This window comes from Hallerella sp. (assembly GCF_022776125.1).
GTDB lineage: Bacteria > Fibrobacterota > Fibrobacteria > Fibrobacterales > Fibrobacteraceae > Hallerella > Hallerella succinigenes.
The window spans coordinates 1-19,794 of the sequence record NZ_JALFIA010000087.1 but is presented as its reverse complement, the minus strand read 5'-3'; the positions used below and the strand labels follow the sequence as shown (position 1 = coordinate 19,794).

Annotated in this window: 13 protein-coding genes; 8 read left to right on the top strand and 5 right to left on the bottom strand. The window is 49.3% G+C overall.

Going from position 1 to position 19,794, the window contains the following annotated elements; translation table 11 throughout:
* Positions 1-864 carry an HAD-IIA family hydrolase gene (locus MR847_RS10435; protein WP_100426648.1) on the top strand — a complete coding sequence of 288 codons (864 nt, stop codon included), beginning with the start codon at positions 1-3 and terminating at the stop codon, positions 862-864.
* A 128-nt stretch (positions 865-992) separates the two neighbouring features.
* Positions 993-1,946, top strand: a complete 954-nt coding sequence (argF, locus tag MR847_RS10430; RefSeq protein WP_277001277.1) for an ornithine carbamoyltransferase — start codon at positions 993-995, stop codon at positions 1,944-1,946.
* A gap of 62 nt (positions 1,947-2,008) precedes the next feature.
* On the opposite strand, the gene MR847_RS10425 is transcribed toward argF, so the two are convergent.
* The 3 genes from MR847_RS10425 to MR847_RS10415 are packed head-to-tail and all read right to left on the bottom strand — an operon-like array spanning position 2,009 to position 6,275.
* Positions 2,009-3,352 carry a sensor histidine kinase gene (locus tag MR847_RS10425; RefSeq protein ID WP_287723704.1) on the bottom strand — a complete coding sequence of 448 codons (1,344 nt, stop codon included), beginning with the start codon at positions 3,350-3,352 and terminating at the stop codon, positions 2,009-2,011.
* Entirely contained in the window at positions 3,349-4,020 is a 672-nt protein-coding gene (locus MR847_RS10420; RefSeq protein WP_287723703.1) for a response regulator transcription factor, read from the bottom strand. The genes MR847_RS10425 and MR847_RS10420 overlap by 4 nt, the downstream gene beginning before the upstream one ends.
* Positions 4,017-6,275, bottom strand: coding sequence for an inorganic phosphate transporter (locus tag MR847_RS10415; protein WP_287723702.1), 2,259 nt, complete (start codon positions 6,273-6,275; stop codon positions 4,017-4,019). Before MR847_RS10415 ends, MR847_RS10420 begins: the two co-directional genes overlap by 4 nt.
* A 237-nt stretch (positions 6,276-6,512) precedes the next feature.
* Here MR847_RS10415 and MR847_RS10410 point away from each other — a divergent pair, with 237 nt between their 5' ends.
* From MR847_RS10410 to rpsD, 3 genes are all read left to right on the top strand, one after another.
* Positions 6,513-9,590 carry a glycosyl hydrolase family 28-related protein gene (locus MR847_RS10410; protein WP_287723701.1) on the top strand — a complete coding sequence of 1,026 codons (3,078 nt, stop codon included), beginning with the start codon at positions 6,513-6,515 and terminating at the stop codon, positions 9,588-9,590.
* 6 nt (positions 9,591-9,596) lie between these two features.
* Positions 9,597-11,213 (top strand): hypothetical protein, encoded by a 1,617-nt coding sequence (locus MR847_RS10405; RefSeq protein WP_157798081.1) that lies wholly within the window; start codon positions 9,597-9,599, stop codon positions 11,211-11,213.
* 107 nt (positions 11,214-11,320) lie between these two features.
* Complete coding sequence (gene rpsD, locus MR847_RS10400) at positions 11,321-11,926, top strand: 30S ribosomal protein S4 (RefSeq protein ID WP_100426655.1); 606 nt, start codon at positions 11,321-11,323, stop codon at positions 11,924-11,926.
* A gap of 125 nt (positions 11,927-12,051) precedes the next feature.
* Here the strand turns inward: rpsD and MR847_RS10395 are convergent, their stop codons facing one another.
* Positions 12,052-13,152: an iron-containing alcohol dehydrogenase family protein gene (locus MR847_RS10395; protein ID WP_287723700.1), complete on the bottom strand. Its 1,101-nt coding sequence runs from the start codon at positions 13,150-13,152 to the stop codon at positions 12,052-12,054.
* 132 nt (positions 13,153-13,284) lie between these two features.
* Between MR847_RS10395 and MR847_RS10390 the strand changes: the two genes are divergently transcribed.
* Positions 13,285-14,064: a histidine phosphatase family protein gene (locus MR847_RS10390; RefSeq protein WP_287723699.1), complete on the top strand. Its 780-nt coding sequence runs from the start codon at positions 13,285-13,287 to the stop codon at positions 14,062-14,064.
* 34 nt (positions 14,065-14,098) lie between these two features.
* The gene (locus MR847_RS10385; protein ID WP_287723698.1) at positions 14,099-16,402 is read left to right on the top strand and encodes a hypothetical protein; all 2,304 of its coding nucleotides are present in this window, start codon (positions 14,099-14,101) and stop codon (positions 16,400-16,402) included.
* Positions 16,403-16,404: 2 nt separating this feature from the next.
* On the opposite strand, the gene MR847_RS10380 is transcribed toward MR847_RS10385, so the two are convergent.
* Positions 16,405-18,090, bottom strand: coding sequence for an AMP-dependent synthetase/ligase (locus tag MR847_RS10380; protein WP_287723697.1), 1,686 nt, complete (start codon positions 18,088-18,090; stop codon positions 16,405-16,407).
* Positions 18,091-18,422: 332 nt separating this feature from the next.
* Between MR847_RS10380 and gdhA the strand changes: the two genes are divergently transcribed.
* A complete protein-coding gene (gene gdhA / locus MR847_RS10375; RefSeq protein ID WP_100426874.1) occupies positions 18,423-19,772 on the top strand; it encodes an NADP-specific glutamate dehydrogenase in 1,350 nt (449 codons plus the stop codon).
* Positions 19,773-19,794 lie beyond the last annotated feature (22 nt).

The window sequence follows — 19,794 nt, the reverse complement described above, 5'->3', positions numbered from 1 at the left end:
ATGGAATCTTTTGAGCGCGAAATCTACGCCCATTATTTTGAAGTCGAAAATTTTCAACCCATGCCGAACGAAACGAAGTCTGTCAGCCTAGACTTTTTGCTCGAAAATTACGAAGCCTTTTTCTTTGACGCCTTCGGCACCTTCTACTGCCAAAATGAATACGTTTACCCCGGAGCCGTCGAAATGTACAACAAGGTTCGCGCTTCGGGAAAGCCGATGCGCCTCGTGACAAATGCGGCTTCCACATCCATTCCGCTGATGGTCGAAAGCCTTGCTCGCATGCAAATTCCTTTCGAAGCCTCGGAAATTCTTTCTTCGGGCGATCTTTTTGCGCCTTTCGCCAAGGAAAAAGGCATTCACGAAGCCTTTTACATCGGACGCCCCAATGGGACGCATTTCGTGGAAAAAGGCGGGGTCCAAATTTCGGACAATCCTTCCGAGAACACGGTAATCGTTTCGGCGACGGGAAAAGAAGAGCACCTTTTTGAAGACGCGCTGAAAATTCTCCGTCGCCCTGGAGCCAAAATGGTCGTTTTGAATCCGGACGCCTGGGCTCCCCGTATTCACGCGCCGAGAGAAGGCGTTTCGGGCTGTTATGCGCATCGTCTTTACAAGGAAGCCCATCCCGAGACTTTCTACTTCGGAAAGCCCTTCAAAGCCTTGTACGAAAAGGCTCTAGCCTCCCTTCCGCGCAAAATGAAGACCGTGATGATCGGAGATACGCTCGCCACGGATATCGGCGGAGCCATGCACGCTGGAATCGATGCGGCACTCCTCATCGGCAGAAACCAGCCCGCCGCGGAACTCGAAGACGATGAAAAATTCTTGAAACTTCGCCCCACTTATTATCTGGATAAGCTTTAAATAGCTTGCCAAAATTGTCAAATTTTAACTAAATTAAACATCTCCCTGATATTCTAGGGAAACTTAGCTAGCCCAAAAAGTTTTTGGACCGGTTTTTTTGTTTTCCAGGGAGAAGAAGGAATCACTCAATGATCGAAAAAAACCGTCATCTTTTACGTCTCGCCGACTGGAGCGAGGAACGCATCCTCGAAACGGTCGACATTGCTATGCGCCTGAAAAAAGAAGTCCACAATGGACAGTTTTCTGATCGATTCCACGGTCAGACGATTGGCATGTTCTTTGAGAAACCTTCTCTCCGCACGATTACGACTTTCCAGGTCGGCATTCACCAGCTCGGCGGTGCCGCCGTTCTGCTCGCACCGGATTCCATCGGTCTCGGCAAGCGTGAAAGCGTCCATGACGTAGCCACGTGCCTTTCCCGCTGGGTCAATGCTCTCGTCGTTCGCTGCTTCAAACAGGAACTCGTCGAGAAGCTCGCCGAATACGGCAACATTCCGGTCGTAAACGCCTTGACCGACGACTCCCATCCTTGCCAGGCCTTCGCATTCGCCCAGACCATCAAGGAACAGGTCGGCGACTTCAAGGGCAAAACGATTGCCTTTATCGGTGACGGCAACAACGTCGCCAACTCCTTCCTCGTTCTTTGCGCAAAGCTCGGTATGAACTTCACGCTCGCTTGCCCGAAGGGTTTTGAACAGCCGACTTCCGTCATCGACGAAATGCAGCCGTTCTTCAAGCAGCACGGCACGCAGTACCGCGTATTCAACGATCCGAAGGAAGCCGTCAAGGACGCAGATATTCTTTACAGCGACGTCTGGGTCTCCATGGGCCAGGAAGGCGAAAAAGACTCGAAGCAGAGCCACTTTCTTCCGTTCCAGATCAACGACTCCCTTCTGAAGCTTGCTCCGGCTCACTGCAAGGTCAGCCACTGCCTCCCGGCTCACCGTGGCGAAGAAATCACGGATTCCGTGATGGACAACCTCAAGGTAAACCTCTCCTTCGAAGAAGCGGAAAACCGGCTGCACGCTCACAAGGCTGTGCTCTGGCAGTTGATGACTCCGACTTCCGAACTCGGCAAGTAATCCATTTGAGATTCAAAAAAACTCCGCAGATGCGGAGCTTTTTTTGGAAACGATTAAAAAAATTAACGGAATTCGACGCGAATTTCAGTTCCCACGCCAACCGTCGAATGCAAAACGATTTTTGCCCCGTGGACTTCGGCAATATGCTTCACAATGGCAAGACCTAAGCCCGTGCCGCCTGTCGCCTTGGAACGGCTTTTGTCCACACGGTAAAAGCGTTCAAAAATACGCGGCTGATTTTCTTCGGGAATTCCGATGCCCGTATCTTTGACTGTAAAAGTTTTGTTCCGCACCAAGACCTGCACATTTCCGTCTTCTTCCGTATAACGGATGGCGTTATCGATCAGGTTATAGAACATTTCAAAAAGTAAACGGGAATTCCCCTGAATTTCAGAAGCCTCTTCGACTTTCAAAGAAACTGGCACCTTCTTCTTTTTCGCATTCAAGGAAAGCTCCTCGATGCAGTTCAAAGCGATCTTTTCAAGGTTCACCGATTCTTTCAAGTCCAAGGATGCATTCGGCGCATCCAGTTTCGAAAGCGTCATGATATCGTTTGCAATCGAAAGCAAGCGATTCGCTTCCTTGTGAATTTTCCCTGCAAAGTCTTTGATGTCTTCGGGCTTCGCGATGCCACTTTCGATGAGTTCTGCATATCCCGAAATAGACGTAAGCGGAGTTTTCAATTCATGCGATGCGTTTGCGGTAAATTCATCGCGCATCTGTACCGTTTTAAGCTTTTCATTCGAAAGCTGTTCCACGGTATTCTGCAGTTCACGGTTCTGTTCGCGGATCGTTTTCACAAGCGGAGCGATTTCCGGGTAAATGCCCTCGTCATCCATCAGCTCGGGCTGTCCCAAATTTTGAGCGAGCTTCTGCACCGGCCGCACAAAGGCGCGCCCAAGTCCAAAAGCGAGCAAAATAGCCGCAAGGACAATCGCCAGAAGCAAAGCGAGCAAATACGGCATCGTCTCGGAAAAGGCTTCGTGCAAGCTTGCCTGTTGACGGCTCAAACGCAAAACCATTCCATCCTTCAGCCGAATGGCGCAGTAAAATTCATTTGCATTCGACGTTACCGAATACCGAAAATCTTCGCCAAAGCCTTTGGCAAACGCTTCCATGACTTCAGGGCGATTTTTATGATTTTCCATTTGCGCCGTTTCTGCATTGCTTTCAAAAAGCACGTTTCCCGGTTCATCGATCAGGGTAATGCGCAAACTGTCACTCGCATACGGTGCGAGAGATTCTGCATTTTCATAAGCCAGTGCAACGATATGCGCCGTTTCACGCAAATCGCCTTTCAGCTGCTCGGTCATTTCTTTTTCAAAGACCTGTGACGTAAAATACACCGCAAACAGAGCAGCCAACACTCCGACATAAATCAGACTGAATCTTAAACTGTTCTTCATTCTGCTTTATACCCCACGTTTCGAACTGTCTGGATCAAAAAAGCCTGTTCGCCGAGTTTCTGTCGAAGCGTTTTCACATGCATGTCTACGGTACGCGTGTCCATGTCAAAATCAATCCCCCAGATTTTTTCAAGAATCTGCTGTCTCGAAAAAACAATTCCGGGATTTCCAATCAAGAGCTTTAAGAGTTCATATTCTTTGAACGTGAGTTCCACCGGATTTCCGCCTACCGTCACCGCATGGCGTTTGTCGTCAATACTCACGTCTCCTAAAGAGACCTGCACAGCATCTTCCGCACGCCCCTTTCCAAAACGGCGCAGAACCGCTCTCACGCGGGAAATCAATTCAAGGATTCCAAAAGGTTTTGCCATGTAATCGTCTGCGCCGAGGTCCAAGCCCTTGACCTTGTCGAGTTCCGTTCCTTTGGCGGTCAACATAATGACTGGAATATTCCGCGTATTTTCTTGAGTGCGGAGTCGCTTGAGAATGCTCAAGCCATCTTCTCCTGGCAACATGATGTCCAAAATAAACAACTCTGGAAGATCCATTTTTAACTGTTCGTCCATCGCCTTTCCGCAGTCAAAAGCCATGACTTCAAAGCCACTGCTTTTTAAAGCGTAGCTTTCCATTTCACGCACTTCCGCATCATCTTCTACGATATAAATCATACGTTTGCCGCTGAGGTTTGAGGTTTCACCGTTAAAAATTTTTTGCTGGCTTTGGCAACGGAGCAGACTGCATCGATCAAAGCCCAAGACTCATAAAGAATAGTTAAATAAAGTATTTCGGAACGAATGTTCTCGGAGCTTTTCCGCATCATTTCGGATTTACGCTCTGCAAAAAATTTCGAACCTTCCGCACGGAGCTTGTCTCGCACGGCGTCGTAAAGTTCAAACTGCATCGATTCTACCATGTCGGCGGTTTCTTCGACAAGGGCCTTTACCCTTATTGCCGAACGCAGTAAAAATTTTCGCTTATCGTTCCCTTCAATGACGCAGAACGCATTGTCTACGTGCATTTTGCAAGACGAAGAGATTTGCTGTAAGCAGAAGAGAGCGTCTCCCATGAAATCATTTGCCTGGTAAAGGAAGAAGTTTTTCACAACCATGTCTTCTTGAGCAAGGCGTTCCGTGCAGAGCGAACCATGGCGACGGTTCCGTTCGATGTGCTTTTTCAAAATCTTAATTTGTTTGTGAACCGAGCGGAGTTTGCTTAAGTCTTCCCGCAAAAAACCGACAATGATTTTTTCGTAGCAGTCCGCACTCCAACGAAGGACTTCACTCCATTCGCCACGGCTGTAATCCTGAATTAACGGGTAAACCTTGGTTTCGGGACTTGCCGCTAGAATCTTTTCAAAGCGTTCCGCCGTTTTATCCTTTTTATTTTCACGATACTTGAGATTTGAGCGCACCAGAATAAAAATCACCACGGCAAAGAGTGCAAAAATCACCGGAAGGCCGCCAAAGTAAAGCACAGAAGCAACCAGCGAAGCACTTGCAAAAGCGGCAAACGCGGTCAAGAACCAGCCACCGATCACCGAAAGCACTCCCGTAATGCGATAGACCGCCGTTTCACGATTCCAGGCTCTATCCGCAAGGCTTGTACCCATCGCCACCATGAAGGTAACATAGGTTGTCGAAAGGGGAAGTTTTAACGATGTGCCAAGCGCAATCAAGGAACTGGCAAGCATCAAGTTCACACAGGCGCGCAGCAAATCAAAGGCCGCCCCATCCTCTTCCAAGATCATTTCCTTCGTATTGAAGCGCTCTTCAATTTTAGAAGAAAGGCTTTCCGGAATTCGAGCCGAAATGAACTTTGCAACGCCGTTCGAACCACGGACCAGAGCTCTCGCCACCGGATTCGTTCCAAAGATTTCATCGGAAGAAGTCTGCGAAGCGAGCGATACCGAAGTCTGCACCACCTTCTTTGCCTTTTTCGAAAAAACGAGCGAAATCACCATGGTAATTCCGGCAATCATCAACAAGTACCACTGCCCAGGTTCCGACTTGAGCAAGAACGCCATATTGTAATTCGCCGGCGTTCCCGAATCTTCAAGCAAATGCTGCAACGAAGAAAGGCTCGTCAGCGGAACGCCTACAAAGTTCACCAGGTCGTTTCCCGCAAAGGCGAGAGCCAGCGAGAAAGTGCCAAACGCAATGATCAACTTCAGCACATTGACTTTGATCGCATGCAAAAGATGGCAAAGAAGAAAGAATCCAATAAACATGAAAACAAGCAAAGCTCTTTCGTTTTCCGCCATAAAAGCCCTGTAGCCATCACCCACAAAGCTCATGTTCTTCAAGCCCTTCACAAGGATAAAGTAAAAGATCGAGGTCAGGGAAATACTTCCAAAAATACCGACGAAATACCGCAGATTCTTGCGATACCCGAACGAAAATACAAGGCGTGTCACATACTGCACCGCAAGCCCCACCACAAAAGCGATCGCCACAGAAAGGAAAATGCCCATGATCACGGTGAACGCTTTCGTCGTATTGATCAAATTCCCCAGTTCCAAAGTATCATCGCCGATAATTTTGATGCAGGCAATCGCCACCGAGGCGCCCAACAGTTCAAAGACCATCGAAACCGTCGTCGAAGTCGGCATCCCCAGCGTATTGAAAATATCGAGTAAAATCACATCGGTAAACATCACCGCAGCAAAAACGCACATCAGTTCCGCAAAGGTGTAATACTGCGGCATGTAAATACCATGCCTTGCGATATCCATCATTCCGCTGCTGAACGTCGCTCCGCAAAAAACGCCAATCGCTGCAAAAACCATCAACGTTTTGAATCGGAACGCTTTACAACCGACAGCCGAACTCAAGAAATTGACCGCATCATTGCTCACGCCCACAAAAAGATCAAAAAGGGCTAAAGTTAAAAGCATGGCTACAAGAATTACGTAAAAAGTCATCATAAAAACCTCTTGCTATCAAGGTAAAATGACGCCAAAACAACCTCAAGTGAACAAAGCAAGGATTTCCAAAGGTTTTATTCTCCCTTTACAAATAATTTACCCGACTTTACATAGATTTTACAAAACAAGACTTAGCCAATTCCATCCCCTTCCCTTAGGTTTCTGTGGAAAAAACGCATTTACCTTGTAAAATAGTGTTTATATTCTAAATAAGGTGTAAAACCGATGAGGTATTCGGTGAGTCGATTTTTTGTTCTGTTTTTGTGTTTTTCTTGTTCCGTGCTCTTTGCCCAGGTCCGTTTTCCCCATGGATCTGGTGTCGTAGACATTACTAAAGCTCCCTATAACGCCAAAAATGACGGTAAAACAGATATTACCGATATTTTGCAGCAGGCTTTGGACGACCATCCGAACGGAAATTACATCATTTACCTTCCCCACGGTAAATACCTTATTTCTAAACAAATCAGCTGGCCGCAGGCGGAAAAGGAAAAAGAATCCTATCGCAGAACGATCCTTCAAGGCGAAAGCATGGGCGGAACGATTATCACCATGCAAAACGAAGCCTATGGATTCGATAATCCAGACGCTCCCCGAGCCATGTTCTACACCGGCATGGGCGACTATTCACATGAACGAAACGCCATCCGCGACGTCACCCTGCACACGGGTAAGCGCAATCCGGGTCTCATCGGCATTCGTTTTAACGCAAGCTACCAGGGAAACATTACCAATGTGAAAATCATTTCCGATGACGGCAAAGGCGTAGCCGGTATCGACATGAATTATACAGACAACATCGGTCCGCTGTACATCAAGAATGTGGAAATCCGCGGTTTTGACGTCGGTATTCTCACAGGTTTCCCCATGTCGGGCATGACACTTGAACACATTTCTCTTCAAAACCAAAAGAAATACGGTATCGAAAATCACGACCAGGTTTTGACTATCCGCAACCTGAGAAGCCGCAACTCCGTTCCTGCCATTGCGAACTTTGGCGAAAACGCACTGCTCACAATGATAGGCGGCGCCCTAGAATACAACGGCAAAAAGAAGTCGAATATTCCGGCGATTTACAACGAAGGATATCTCTTTGCCCGAGACATTGCTACGAGCCGCTACGCCCAGGCGATTGAAGAACGCGGCCCTGCAAGCGGTGAAGGCCTCAAAGGCCCGGAAATCATTGAATACTCTTCCGATATCCCGACCAACCTTTGTCATTCTCCGCAATATTCCTTTAAGCTTTCCGTCGCCGAAACCCTGATTCCGATGGAACAGGATGCAGACCAGTGGGTCGGCATTCAGGGCGATTACGGCGCAACCGCCGGAACGGGTAGCGACGATTCCAAGTCCATTCAGCAGGCGATCGACGACGGTGCAGAAACCATTTACTTCACCCCGGGCGGCCGTTACACCATCAACCGAGATATCCATATTCGCAACCGCGTCCGCCGTTTGATTGGTACCGAAGCAACCATCGACGGAACCGGCAAATTCATCATCGAAAACAGCGCATTTAAAGAAATCACTTTCGAACGTTTTGCCGAATTCGGCGCAGGTATTGTCCACAAGGCTCCGCAGACCTTGATCTTAAAGAATATGAAGGTCAAGGAATACGAAAGCGCCCCGAAAGGCGCGGGCGACCTTTACATGGAAGACATCGCCATCAACCGACTCGTAATCAACCTGCAACATGTCTGGGCTCGCAGTCTTTACATGGATAACGACATCAAAACAAAGATTGTGAACAACGGCGGCACCCTTTGGGTACTCGGCCTCACCGCCGCAAACGGCAATACGGTGCTGCACAACCGCGACCACGGCGAAGCGGAACTTCTCGGCGTCCATGTGATTTCAAACCGCAAAGCAAAGCTTTACCCGATGTTTGTCAATGATAGCGCAAGCCTCTCCGTGGAAGGGCTCCGCGAATCCTTGATGCACGGGAACGCCTTCCCAAAAATCGCCGAAGAAACCCGCAACGGCAAAACCAAGATTCTCGAATCCAAGAACCTCTTAAAGAATCCGTCCGGCGGTACCATGATGACGCTCTTCGTCGGCTATGTTCCCAAAGTAGGCTCGAACGAAGCTCCGGAAGTCGAAAGTGCAGAAGACATGATTCTTTTGCAGTCCGACAAGGCAAAGCTTTCTGGCAAAGTCTATGACGATGGCCGCGGAAGCAAAGGCTACTGCATCGATCCGGTCGTTTGGAAAAAGCTTTCCGGTCCGGGCAAGGTCGTTTTCTCGGACGAAAAGGATTACGAAACCGATGTCACATTCTCTTACAGCGGGCGTTATAACATCACCTTTACCGCAAATGACGGCGAGCTAAAAGCCACCGACACAACGCACATCTACGTCTTTGACCTGCGCACGACCACCAAGGACCACAGCGGAAACGGCGTAGCATCGGGGCGCGGCATGGATACCTGGATTTCGGAATTCGACGGCTACATGACTCACGCAGACGATTCGCTTTTGCAAATCGGTTACAGCAAGGAGGGTGCAAGCGCAAAGATCTACCTCAAGTTCGATGTTTCCGCCATTCCGGGCCCGATTTCCGATGCGGCTCTGCAGCTCTCTGTTCCGGAGGATCCGCGCTACAAAAACAAGAAGCAACCGGTTCTTTGGAACGTCTTCGGTCTTTTGGAAGAACCGGGCAAGGATTTCGGTGACGGCATTGCTCCTGCAGACTGGCAAGAAACCGAAATTACCTGGTACACGGCTCCTGCAAACCAAGACGGTCCGGGAGGCGCATACGTTCCCAAAAAGAGCCGTGGTGGTGGAATCGATCCGCGTTACACAACCTTCCTCGGTACGATTAAACCCAATCCGAATGCCGCTTTCGGCACCTTCCTCAAGAGTGCAGCCCTCACGGACTTCATGAAACGCAAGCACAAATCAAAGCTCTTCACGTTCATTCTTTCGGCTGTCGCTCCAAGCGATTCAAGCTATTACGTTTACTCGCGCGATGCGGGCAAAGATGTCGCCCCGGCGCTTTACATCAGCTATTTCGATTCGAACCGAACCGTCAGCGGTGCGCGGACCGAAAGCGCGATCCAGCTGTCGAAGGTGAACATCAACATCGTTTCACTCGACTGCAACTTTGATTTGACCATCGGCGAACCGCAGTATGTGAAAATCGAAATCTTTAACGAATCGGGAAAGTTCATTCAGCAACTGTGCGGACGGGAACTCGAAAGCGAAAAGAAGTACACGTTCAAATTCAAGGCACGAGACTTCCCCACGGGAAAATACACTCTCAAGGTTTCTGGCGAATCCTTCTCCAAGGAAGAAAAGTTCTATATCTTGAACTAGGTGATTATGATGTTGGTATCGAAGCATTTTTTTAGACTGTTTCCGTTTGCACTCCTTTCCGCGCTGATCGGCTGCGGAAGCGACAGTAGCACATCGGCAGGCGAAGAATCCTCTTCTTCGGAATCTTCCTCCTCGGTGGAACCCTCCAGTTCCTATTCAAATCGCTTGGACGTCGCTTATGCAGACTCTTTGACAAATGATACGTTGAAGATTACCCAAGGAGATTCCCTGCGAACTTCGTACAAATTATTCCTCGGCGAATATTCCAAGGGAACGCTCATCCGCATCATCGGTAAAAAATCCGGCGGCCATGCGGATTCGCTCTTTGTCCGTGAAGAACAGGGTACAATCCTTATCCCGGAATCTTATACGCTCGATGAGAACGGCGATACCACTTATAGCACCCAGAACCTTTACACAGTTCTCGGCACCGACGAATACACTGTGACAAATTTCGTCACAACAGCAGAATCCGGATTCTACTACGTCGATATTCCTCAAGTCAGCTTGGACAAGGATTCGACATACACAATTCGCATCGCCGCTGAAATGTACCCGGGATACTTCTCCTACACAGGCGACTCGTCCACCGTGGATCTTTCCCTCGGCGATACAATCCACGGAGTCTTCCTGCTCGGCGAATCGGCGAAAAAAGCGATCATCCACTTCACTGCAGAAACCGGCAAGAGCATTAACGTGAACGTCACCGGAAAGTCTCTTGTCAGCATCGACCTCCAGAAGGAAGATGCAACCATCGCGACAGGCACTTCTTCGATCGACGAACAGATTCTCCCGAAAGCTTCGTGCGATTACTCGGTCCAAATCACTCCGCAATCGTTCCCCAACTACCAGACAGGCCCATACGCCTATTTCACAATCATCACCACTTCCCGAAACTTGGAACAGGGCGAATACTTTGCAAACCCGGACTCCATTCAAAAAGTCGGCGACACGCTCACCATTGTCCGCGAACGTAACGACGCCGCCAAGTATTACTTGTATCAGGAGCAATACGTTTGGCTTGCCGACCTCGCCCAGGGCGATAGCATCCTCATTTATCACGATATCGAAGGCTATTACACCGGAGCAAGCTACCCGGCAACCTACACCGTGTTGAATGCAGAAGGCGATTCCGTGGCAAACATTACCGCCACAAGCCCCGAATTCATCGCCCCGGAAAAGGGAGCCTATTACCTGCACTATGTGCGCCTGAACTCCCCACCGAAAACCGAAAGCCAGGAACTCACCCTCAAAGCGGTCATCCAGCGTTTGAACTACGTGACGAAGTTCAGCTTCTACGATGAAGAAAAGGAAAAAGAACTCCAAAGCAAGAGCGCATCCATCGGCGATACCCTCTACTTCGAAAGCCTGACTCTCCGGGCAGAACCTTCCGACGTGAGCAACTACGCCCTCTGGTACACCCCGTGCGCAGATCTAAACTTTATCCAGTCCTCCTACACGGAAGGTTCCTGCGAAAGCTACGGAACGGAACAGCTTTTGAGCGCAACGAACATCGCTATCACAAGCGACGCCTCCCATGCAGGCGAAATTATCCGCCTAATTGCCCAAAGCAAGGCCGATCCGCGTGCCAGAGACACCTTAATCGTGTACATCAACGAATAAAAAAGACATTTGGCGAAAGATTTACTATCTTTTCCCTACCCTGAAATGCCGCGCCAAGCTCTGCCAGCGTCTCAGGTTTAACTAAAGAGCTTCCTTTCGAGGTAACAATGTCCTCTTATCGTGGACCCAAAGCTAAGGTCGCCCGCTCTCTCGGGCTCGCAACCACCCAAAAGACCCAAAAGGTTCTGGACCGTCGCAATTTCGGACCTGGCCAGCACGGTCAAGATCGTAAGAAGTCCGCTTCCGTTTACAAGCAACAGCTTGTTGAAAAGCAGCGCCTTCGCTTTACATACAACATTTCCGAAGCACAGATGGCTAAGACTTATGCCGAAGCCAACCGTCGTGAAGGTTCTGCAGGTGATAACCTGATGGTTCTTCTCGAAACCCGTCTTGACGCACTCGTCTTCCGTATGGGTTTTGCTCGTACCATTTTCGCTGCTCGTCAGTATGTCGCTCACGGTCACTTCTCCGTGAACGGTGTTCGTAGCTTCTCCCCGAGCCGTCTCGTTAAGGTCGGCGACGTGATCGCTGTTCGTGAACGTTCCAAGAACCACGTTCAGATCAAGGAAGCTCTCGAAAACGCTCCGGCTCTCCCGGAATACGTGACCGTGGATAAGGACAAGATGGAAGGCAAGCTCGTGGCTACCCCGCTCCGCGCTCAGATTCCGGTCCAGCTCCAGGAACAGCTCGTGGTCGAATACTATTCTCGTTAATAGTTCAGCAACCAGCTTTTACAAAAAACGCCCGCAGTCCTGCGAGCGTTTTTTGTTATCCGTTAATGGGTATTCAGTATATACCTAAAGGTTTCCCTTCCGAGCTTTAGAATCATGGATAATTGTTAATTTATTATCAAACTTTCCCTATAAATTTCCCATACGTCTTCTTTCGAAAGTTCACACGGGGCAAGCTTTAACTTCGAAGAGTTTTCACACATACGCTGTGCAAAGCATTCGACCGTCGCACGGGGAAGTTCATACGTTCCAATCATAGCCTTCACCATTTCCGCAAACGCGGCGACGTCTTTAAGCTTAAGCAGATCCAAGATTGTGCGCACGTCCGCCGGCACCGACTTTTCGCAGGCTTTCATGTATGCGGCAAGAAAATACCCCACCGCCTTTCCATGCGGAACACGAAGATTGTACGTAAGATCGTAACTCATTCCATGTGGCAAAGCGGTACTCGTATGCACAATGGACATTCCAGCAAGCGTCGAAGCGAGCATCAAATTCTCGTAAAGTTTTTCATCGATCGGCGCATCCGAAAGGAGCGCATTCTTATTTTGTTCCCAAATTTTTAATCCGTATTCCGGGAACATGCGATTATAAACATTCGACTGGCTATTCAAATAACTTTCAACCATGTGCGAAAGCGCATCGACAGCGGTATTCAGAATCAATTCTTTTTCGGCAAAGGCTAAATACTTGCCGTCTACCAAGGAAAGCGTCGGAAAAATCTTGCAAGCAATACTCTTCTTGAATCCGCCTTTGCGGTTCGTCAAAACCGATACTGGAGTCGCTTCGGTTCCCGTTCCACAGGTTGTCGGAACAGCGAGCAGCGGAAGCGTCTTCAAATCCTTCGGCGTATAAAGGCTCGTTTCTGTTTCAGAAGGATTCGCTATCAAAAGCGCAATCGCCTTCGCAGCATCGATCGGCGAACCTCCTCCGATTCCAATGACAAAGTCTGTGGCGAAAGCCTTTCCCATTTCTGCCGCACAGGCGACGGTTTCCACCGAAGGATTCTCTTCGACTTCGTTAAAAATTTGATATGGAACATTTCCCGACTGCAAAATTTTTAAAACATCATCCAAGGATCCATTTGTTTTTGCGGAATGTTTGCCGGTCACAATCAACGCTTTTTTGCCTAAAGCAAGCACGTCTTTAGCGTGATGTTGCACGCAATTCTTTTCCACGTAAATATTTGTCGGAATATAAAAATGCATAAACGCTCCACGGATTATTTCCAATTTTCCATAATATAATTTACGCATCCAAAATTTTGCAAAAGCTTTTTCAAACGCGATTTATATTTAGAATGCTCGTTATCCGTATCACGTGTTTTGTGGAATCTTCCTATGAAAAACCTGACTCTTCGCCTGACTGTCTTTTTTACAGCCACCATCATAGCACTGTCTTTCGCCGCTTGTGGAAATTCCTCTTCATCCGCGTCCTCTTACGATCCTGGCGAACTTGAAAATGACGGTTTCTACACCATGGCTGAAATTTATGCAAGCCTGGATTCCACGGAAAGCGTTGTCTTTGTAATTCGCCATGCGAAACGCTCTTCGGATTACAGCCGTACCGCTCAGCTGACCCGCGAAGGAAAAAAACAAGCCAAGTACGTGGGCACGACTTTAATCGATTCAAACGTCACCGCTTACTACGCTTACTCAGGATTCGTTCGCACTATGCAGACCGTTTTCGGTATCGCCGACGGACGTAATGAAAAATGCGATGCCGAAGTCTTAGACGGTTTGGACGGCAACTGGTTCGTCCAAGATACGACAAAGTTTGAAGAATACAAAAACAGCAATGGCGGCGGTTGGACAGTCGTTTCCAAGTACGCTTACCTCGGCGAATTTGCAGACGCTTTCTACACCTTAGCGGACCGTGCCGAAGAATTTGTGAACGATCAGGTTTTGCCGAATGTCCAAGGTCATAAGCTTTCGATTATGGCAACGCACGATACCTTCCTCGTTCCATTCCTCGTCTATGCGACAAACGGAACCGTTGACGTCAAGCAGTACGAAACCGGCCGTTGGCTGAACTATCTCGCAGGCGTCGCCATCATCCTCAAGAATGACGGTTCCATTCGCTACCTGCCGACTAAGGGTCTGAACAAAGGACAGATGTAAATTCCTCCCTAGGATTTTTTGTATCTTAGGGTTGATGAAATCATTACTGCAGACATTTGCCGTTTTACTGGTTACACTCGCCCTTTTTGCCTGCTCGGACAAAACAAGCGAAGACGACTATCGCTTTGAACGTGCCGTTCAGGATTTATCCATCATCCGCGGGTGCTCTTCGAAAAGCGACACGACCAGCTACTGCTACCAGATGCGCTGGAGAATTCCAATCGAAACGGATGATCTCGTCCAGTTCCACATCTGGATCGATACCGTCTACATCAACGATTCCACGACGAACGTTCCCAGCGGCGCCACCGAACATTCGATCAAGGTTCCGTTTAAGAACTCGGAAAAGCTCTACGACACGCTCGACCTGACCGAGTACGTTTACCAATACTTGGAACGCGACAGTCTTGCAATCGCCATCTGGAGCGAATACAACGACAACGACAAGGAAGGCGATGTCCAGCATGTTTTCGTCCACTTCGGCGATGACCTTGCCCCATCCCTTGTCACGATCAGCGATTCCGTCTGGACGACAGGCGTAGCCATCGACTGGGCGCGTCCAACCGATCAGCGTGATTATTACGCGCCCGAAAGCCTTTCCGGACCAATCGCCGGCTACAACATTCTCCTTTGGGCCGAAAACGAAGAACAAGACATTCGCAATGTGAAGGTGAAAATCACCCACAACGGCAAAACGGATTCCACCGGCAAAGCCTTTTGGAAAAGACATCACCGTTTCCGCTTCACCAACGATTCCCTTTGGATCGATGAAACCTCTTCGTCTGTGACAAACAAAAACTATCTGCGCATCGCCGTAATCGATGGCGATGGATTCGACTTTTCAAATGACAAAGCAAACCGTTACCGCATGATCATCGAAGGTCTTCAGCCCGAAAGCAAGTACACGATCGGTATCATCGCCTATGATTCCGCAGGAAACGCTTCCGGCACTGGATCCGTGGAAACGAACCAGCTCTTTATGACAACCGACAAGATCGCGCCGCTCATTGGGAACAAGCTCTGGGTGCGCTCCGACACGACCGATTCCACCAAGGCATTCCTCAATTCGAACCGAGTCCTCATCTATTGGGCCCGTAGCGTTGATCCCCTAACCGATACAAGCGGAATTACAGCCGACTCGATACTCCACTACCCCACGTACTGTTTTGAAGAATACTGCTACCGCGAAGTGAAGAGCTACGTCGTAGAACTTTGGAACGGCAAAGAATGGGAAAAGGCGACGAACGCCGGCGGCGAATCCGAAGAAAAATATATCAAGTCCTATGACATCGACGGCGACACCATGAAGGTTTCCGCGACAGGCGCATACGTCGTCGACACGCTCCGCTGGGTCATCCCCGGCGACACACTGATCGTCCGCGTCCGTTCAATCGATTCCTCGGGCTATTATTCCAAAGCTCTAATCGACACCATCCAGGTGACGCTCGGACCTGAATCCGATCTTAAATGCCCAGACGGATTTGTACCTGTCCGCACAAGCGACACAACGCGTTTCTGCATCGAAAAGTACGAGCACATGGACACGGACAGCACCTTCGCCCATAACGTTCTACACGCAGAAGCAGTCGCAGCTTGCGAAGGCATTTCGGCGAGCGGCTTCACCGTTTCCCTTTGCAAATCCGCCGACTGGAAAGCGGCCTGTACCGCCCAGGGCAGAACTTCTTACGGTGTCATCGAAGAAGGCGACTTCAGCGCTTCCGATTACCTGTACAAATACTGCGACGTCGGCAACAACGATTCCACAAGCGCCACGGATCTCTCCAAACGCAACAAGCTCTGCGTAAGCCCAGACGGAGTCCGCAATTTTTCAGGCGGCTTCCAGGAATGGGTCATCGGCCCGGATGATACAACTCTCTACGTTCTCCGTGGTTCGAGTTACATCTATTACTCGGGAGAATCCCGCGAATCGCTTTCCAAGTGTACCACATATTCGATTCCGAACCGCACCCGTGCCGGTTATACGCAAGAAACCGTTTACCTGTACCGTGAAGGCGCGAAAGTGGACACGAGCTACACCGAAGACACGACCCGTACCCTGTACAAGATCTTGACCCAAAAGGATTTCACGGATTCCGTGCAATTCTTTAAGGTTTCTAATGCAGACGGCGACTCCCTCGGCGAAGATTATGCGCCCCTTTCCGAATACAAGAGCGGTGGCGAAAAATGGCTCAAGGAACTCGCAGGCAACTTGACTTACGAACCGGTCCGCACCGAAGCCGTATTCTTCACCGGTGAATCTGTTGCGTACAAGGGAGCCGCAGCCTTTTACACGGACGCATCCATTTCGTTCCGTTGCTGCGCTTACCCAAAAGAATAAACTTATTCGAGATACATCTTTTCAATCTGGTCGTGGAAACGTTTTTCTACGGCACCACGGCGCAGTTTGAAAGTCGGCGTCATCATTCCCGATTCAACGGCAAGCGGTTCCGCCACAAGCGTCCACTTCTTAATTTGTTCCCAACGATTGAACTTGCGATTCACCGCATCCACATAGGCCTGTAGTGTTTCCAGAATTTCTGGATTTTGGCAGGCTTCTTCCGCATTGAAATCGGCACGCCTTTTTCCCAAAATTCGCATAGCTTCGTCATAGCCTATAAAGAGAAGCGCAGAAACAAATTTGCGATTATTCGCTTCAATCATCGCCGCATCGATCAGCGGATGACGGACGAGTTCAAGTTCAATCGGCACAGGTGAAACGTACTTTCCCGTACTCGTCTTAAAGATTTCCTTGATGCGGCCTGTCAAAAAGAGAAAGCCGTCCTTGTCCAAAAATCCCTGGTCACCTGTACGGAAGAATCCATCTTCTGTCCAGGCGGCTCGATTCATATCAGGCATGTTGCGATAGCCTTGGAAAACACTCATGCCTTTCACTAAAATTTCATGCTTTTCGCCGATTTTCACTTCGAGGCTTTCCAGAGGCTTGCCCACGGATCCCATGCGATTTGCCTGAGGCACGTTCACGCTAATCACCGGGCAGCATTCCGTGAGGCCGTAGCCTTCAAAGATCGGGAACCCAATGTTCACCAAAAAGCGGTAAACCGTTTTGTTCAAAGCGCTACTGCCCGAAATAATCCACTTGAACTTACCACCCAAAGCTTCTCGAATTTTTGCATAGACAAGCTTGTCGTAAATCGCACGACGCACCTTGCCGTGTCCCGGAATGTTCTTTTTGGCAAAACGGATCGCGCGATGCACCAGCATGCGCTTTGCACCTGTCAACCTATACTCTCTCGACGTAATCACGTCGGCAAACTTTTCAAGAATTCTCGGCACAAACGTTCCGATTGTCGGGTGCACTTCGTGCGCGATGACGCCTATATTCTTTGGAGAATCGGCAAAGTAAACCTTCAAATGCTTGCGCATGTAAAAGCAGATTACCATGCGTTCAAACACATGCGCCACCGGGAGCACGCTCAAGCCCGCATCCGTTTCAGGCTTTGGATCGATCATCGATTCCAAAGAACCGACCATCGAGAGCATGTTGCGATGCGAAAGTTCCACACCTTTCGGGCATCCCGTCGAACCGCTCGTATAAATGACCGAGAACAAATGGCTGCGCTTGATCGTATCGATCTTGTATTTGAACCATTCCTGCGTTCCATATTCCCTGGAAAGAATTTCACCCTCTTTCAAAAGGCTCTTCCAGTAAATCCCATTGACCGGAAGCTTTGCATGATCATCAAAGCAAATGATATAGCGGAAACGCGCCATGTGCTTGCGGATTCCCGCATCCAAAACATCCACATTGTCCACGGCCAAAAAACCGATTTCGGAATCATCACACTGGAACTGAAAATGTTCTTCGCTAATGTTCGGAAACAGAGGAACGGTCGGCGCATGACACACTTCACAGGCTAAATCCGCCACAATCCAATTCGGAGAGGTAGAAGCAATAATGCCAAGACTTTTCCCCTCTCCTACGCCGTATTTCGCAAAAGCAAGCGATGCAAAGAAAAGCGTCTCTTCCAAACGTTTTCCCGAGTATTCTTCCCAAGAACCGTCCACTCTCCGAAACCAACCCGGAAAGTCTTTCGAGCGACACATGTCCAGAAACATGGCCGGAATGGAGTGAAATTGACTCATTTGCATCATTTTGCCTTTTTTTCAAAAATACCTTTTTTCTTTCAAAAAAAATTTTTTAGTCGGATTACATTTTTGTCATTTTTTGAAAAGTGGGTTTTTGGCGAAATTCCAACAAAAGCCACTTTTGAAAATCTCGCGTTTTTAATTTGACATTTTTGTAACATTTTAAATTTTTTAGGCGAAATTTTTCTGTTTTCGCTATTGTTATATTTTCTCTCGACAAGAACAAACATGTCATTCATTGGAGAAAAAAAATGGCAATCAAAAACGCATACCTCAAATCTGTCTATGACAAAGTCGTAGCACGTGACCCGGATCAGGCCCTTTTCCACCAGGCTGTCCGTGAATTCCTCGAATCTCTCGACCCGGTCCTCGAACAGGACAAGTCTTGGGAAACGAACGGTGTTATCGACCGTCTCGTTGAACCGGAACGCGTGATTACGTTCCGCGTCCCTTGGGTTGATGACCAGGGCAAGGTTCAGGTGAACCGTGGCTACCGCGTGCAGTTCAACTCTGCTATCGGTCCTTACAAGGGCGGTATCCGTCTTCGTAACGAAGTCACACTCTCCATGCTCAAGTTCCTCGGTTTCGAACAGATCTTCAAGAACAGCTTGACCACGCTCCCGATGGGCGGCGGCAAGGGCGGTTCCGACTTCGATCCTAAGGGCAAGAGCGACAACGAAGTGATGCGCTTCTGCCAGTCCTTCATGACTGAACTCTGCAAGCATATCGGTGCTGACACGGACGTGCCGGCTGGTGACCAGGGTACTGGCGCTCGCGAAATCGGTTACATGTTCGGCCAGTACAAGCGCATTCGCAACGAATGGGTTGGCGTTCTCACCGGTAAGGGCCTCTCCTATGGTGGTTCTCTCGCCCGTACCGAAGCTACCGGTTACGGCCTCTGCTACTTCACCCGCGAAATGCTCGCTGACCTCGCAAACGACTCCTTCCAGGGCAAGACTGTCGTGATTTCCGGTTCGGGCAACGTTGCCCAGTTCGCTTGCCAGAAGGCTACGGAACTCGGCGGCAAGGTTGTGACCGTTTCTGACTCCAACGGCTACATCTACGACCCGAACGGCATCAACCTCGACGTCGTTCTCGACCTCAAGAACAACAAGCGCGCTCGTATCAGCGAATACGCCAAGCTCGTTCCGGGTTCTGAATACCACGAAGGTTCCAAGGGCGTTTGGACGGTCAAGTGCGACATCGCTCTTCCGTGCGCTACCCAAAACGAACTCGACCTCGAAAGTGCCAAGGCCCTTATCGCTAACGGTGTGAAGGCTGTCGCCGAAGGCGCAAACATGCCGTCTACTCCGGAAGCTATCGAAGCCTTCCAGAAGGCTGGCGTTCTCTTTGGACCTGCAAAGGCTGCTAACGCGGGTGGCGTGGCTACCTCCGGCCTCGAAATGTCCCAGAACTCTGAACGACTCTCCTGGACCTTCGAAGAAGTCGACAAGAAGCTCGACGGTATCATGTGCTCCATCTATAAGGCTGCTTCCTCTGCTGCTGCCAAGTACGGCGACAAGAAGAACCTCGTCATGGGAGCAAACATCGCCGGCTTCCTCAAGGTTGCCGATGCAATGAAGTGGCAGGGCGCTGTCTAATCGACATTTTATCCCTAAAAAA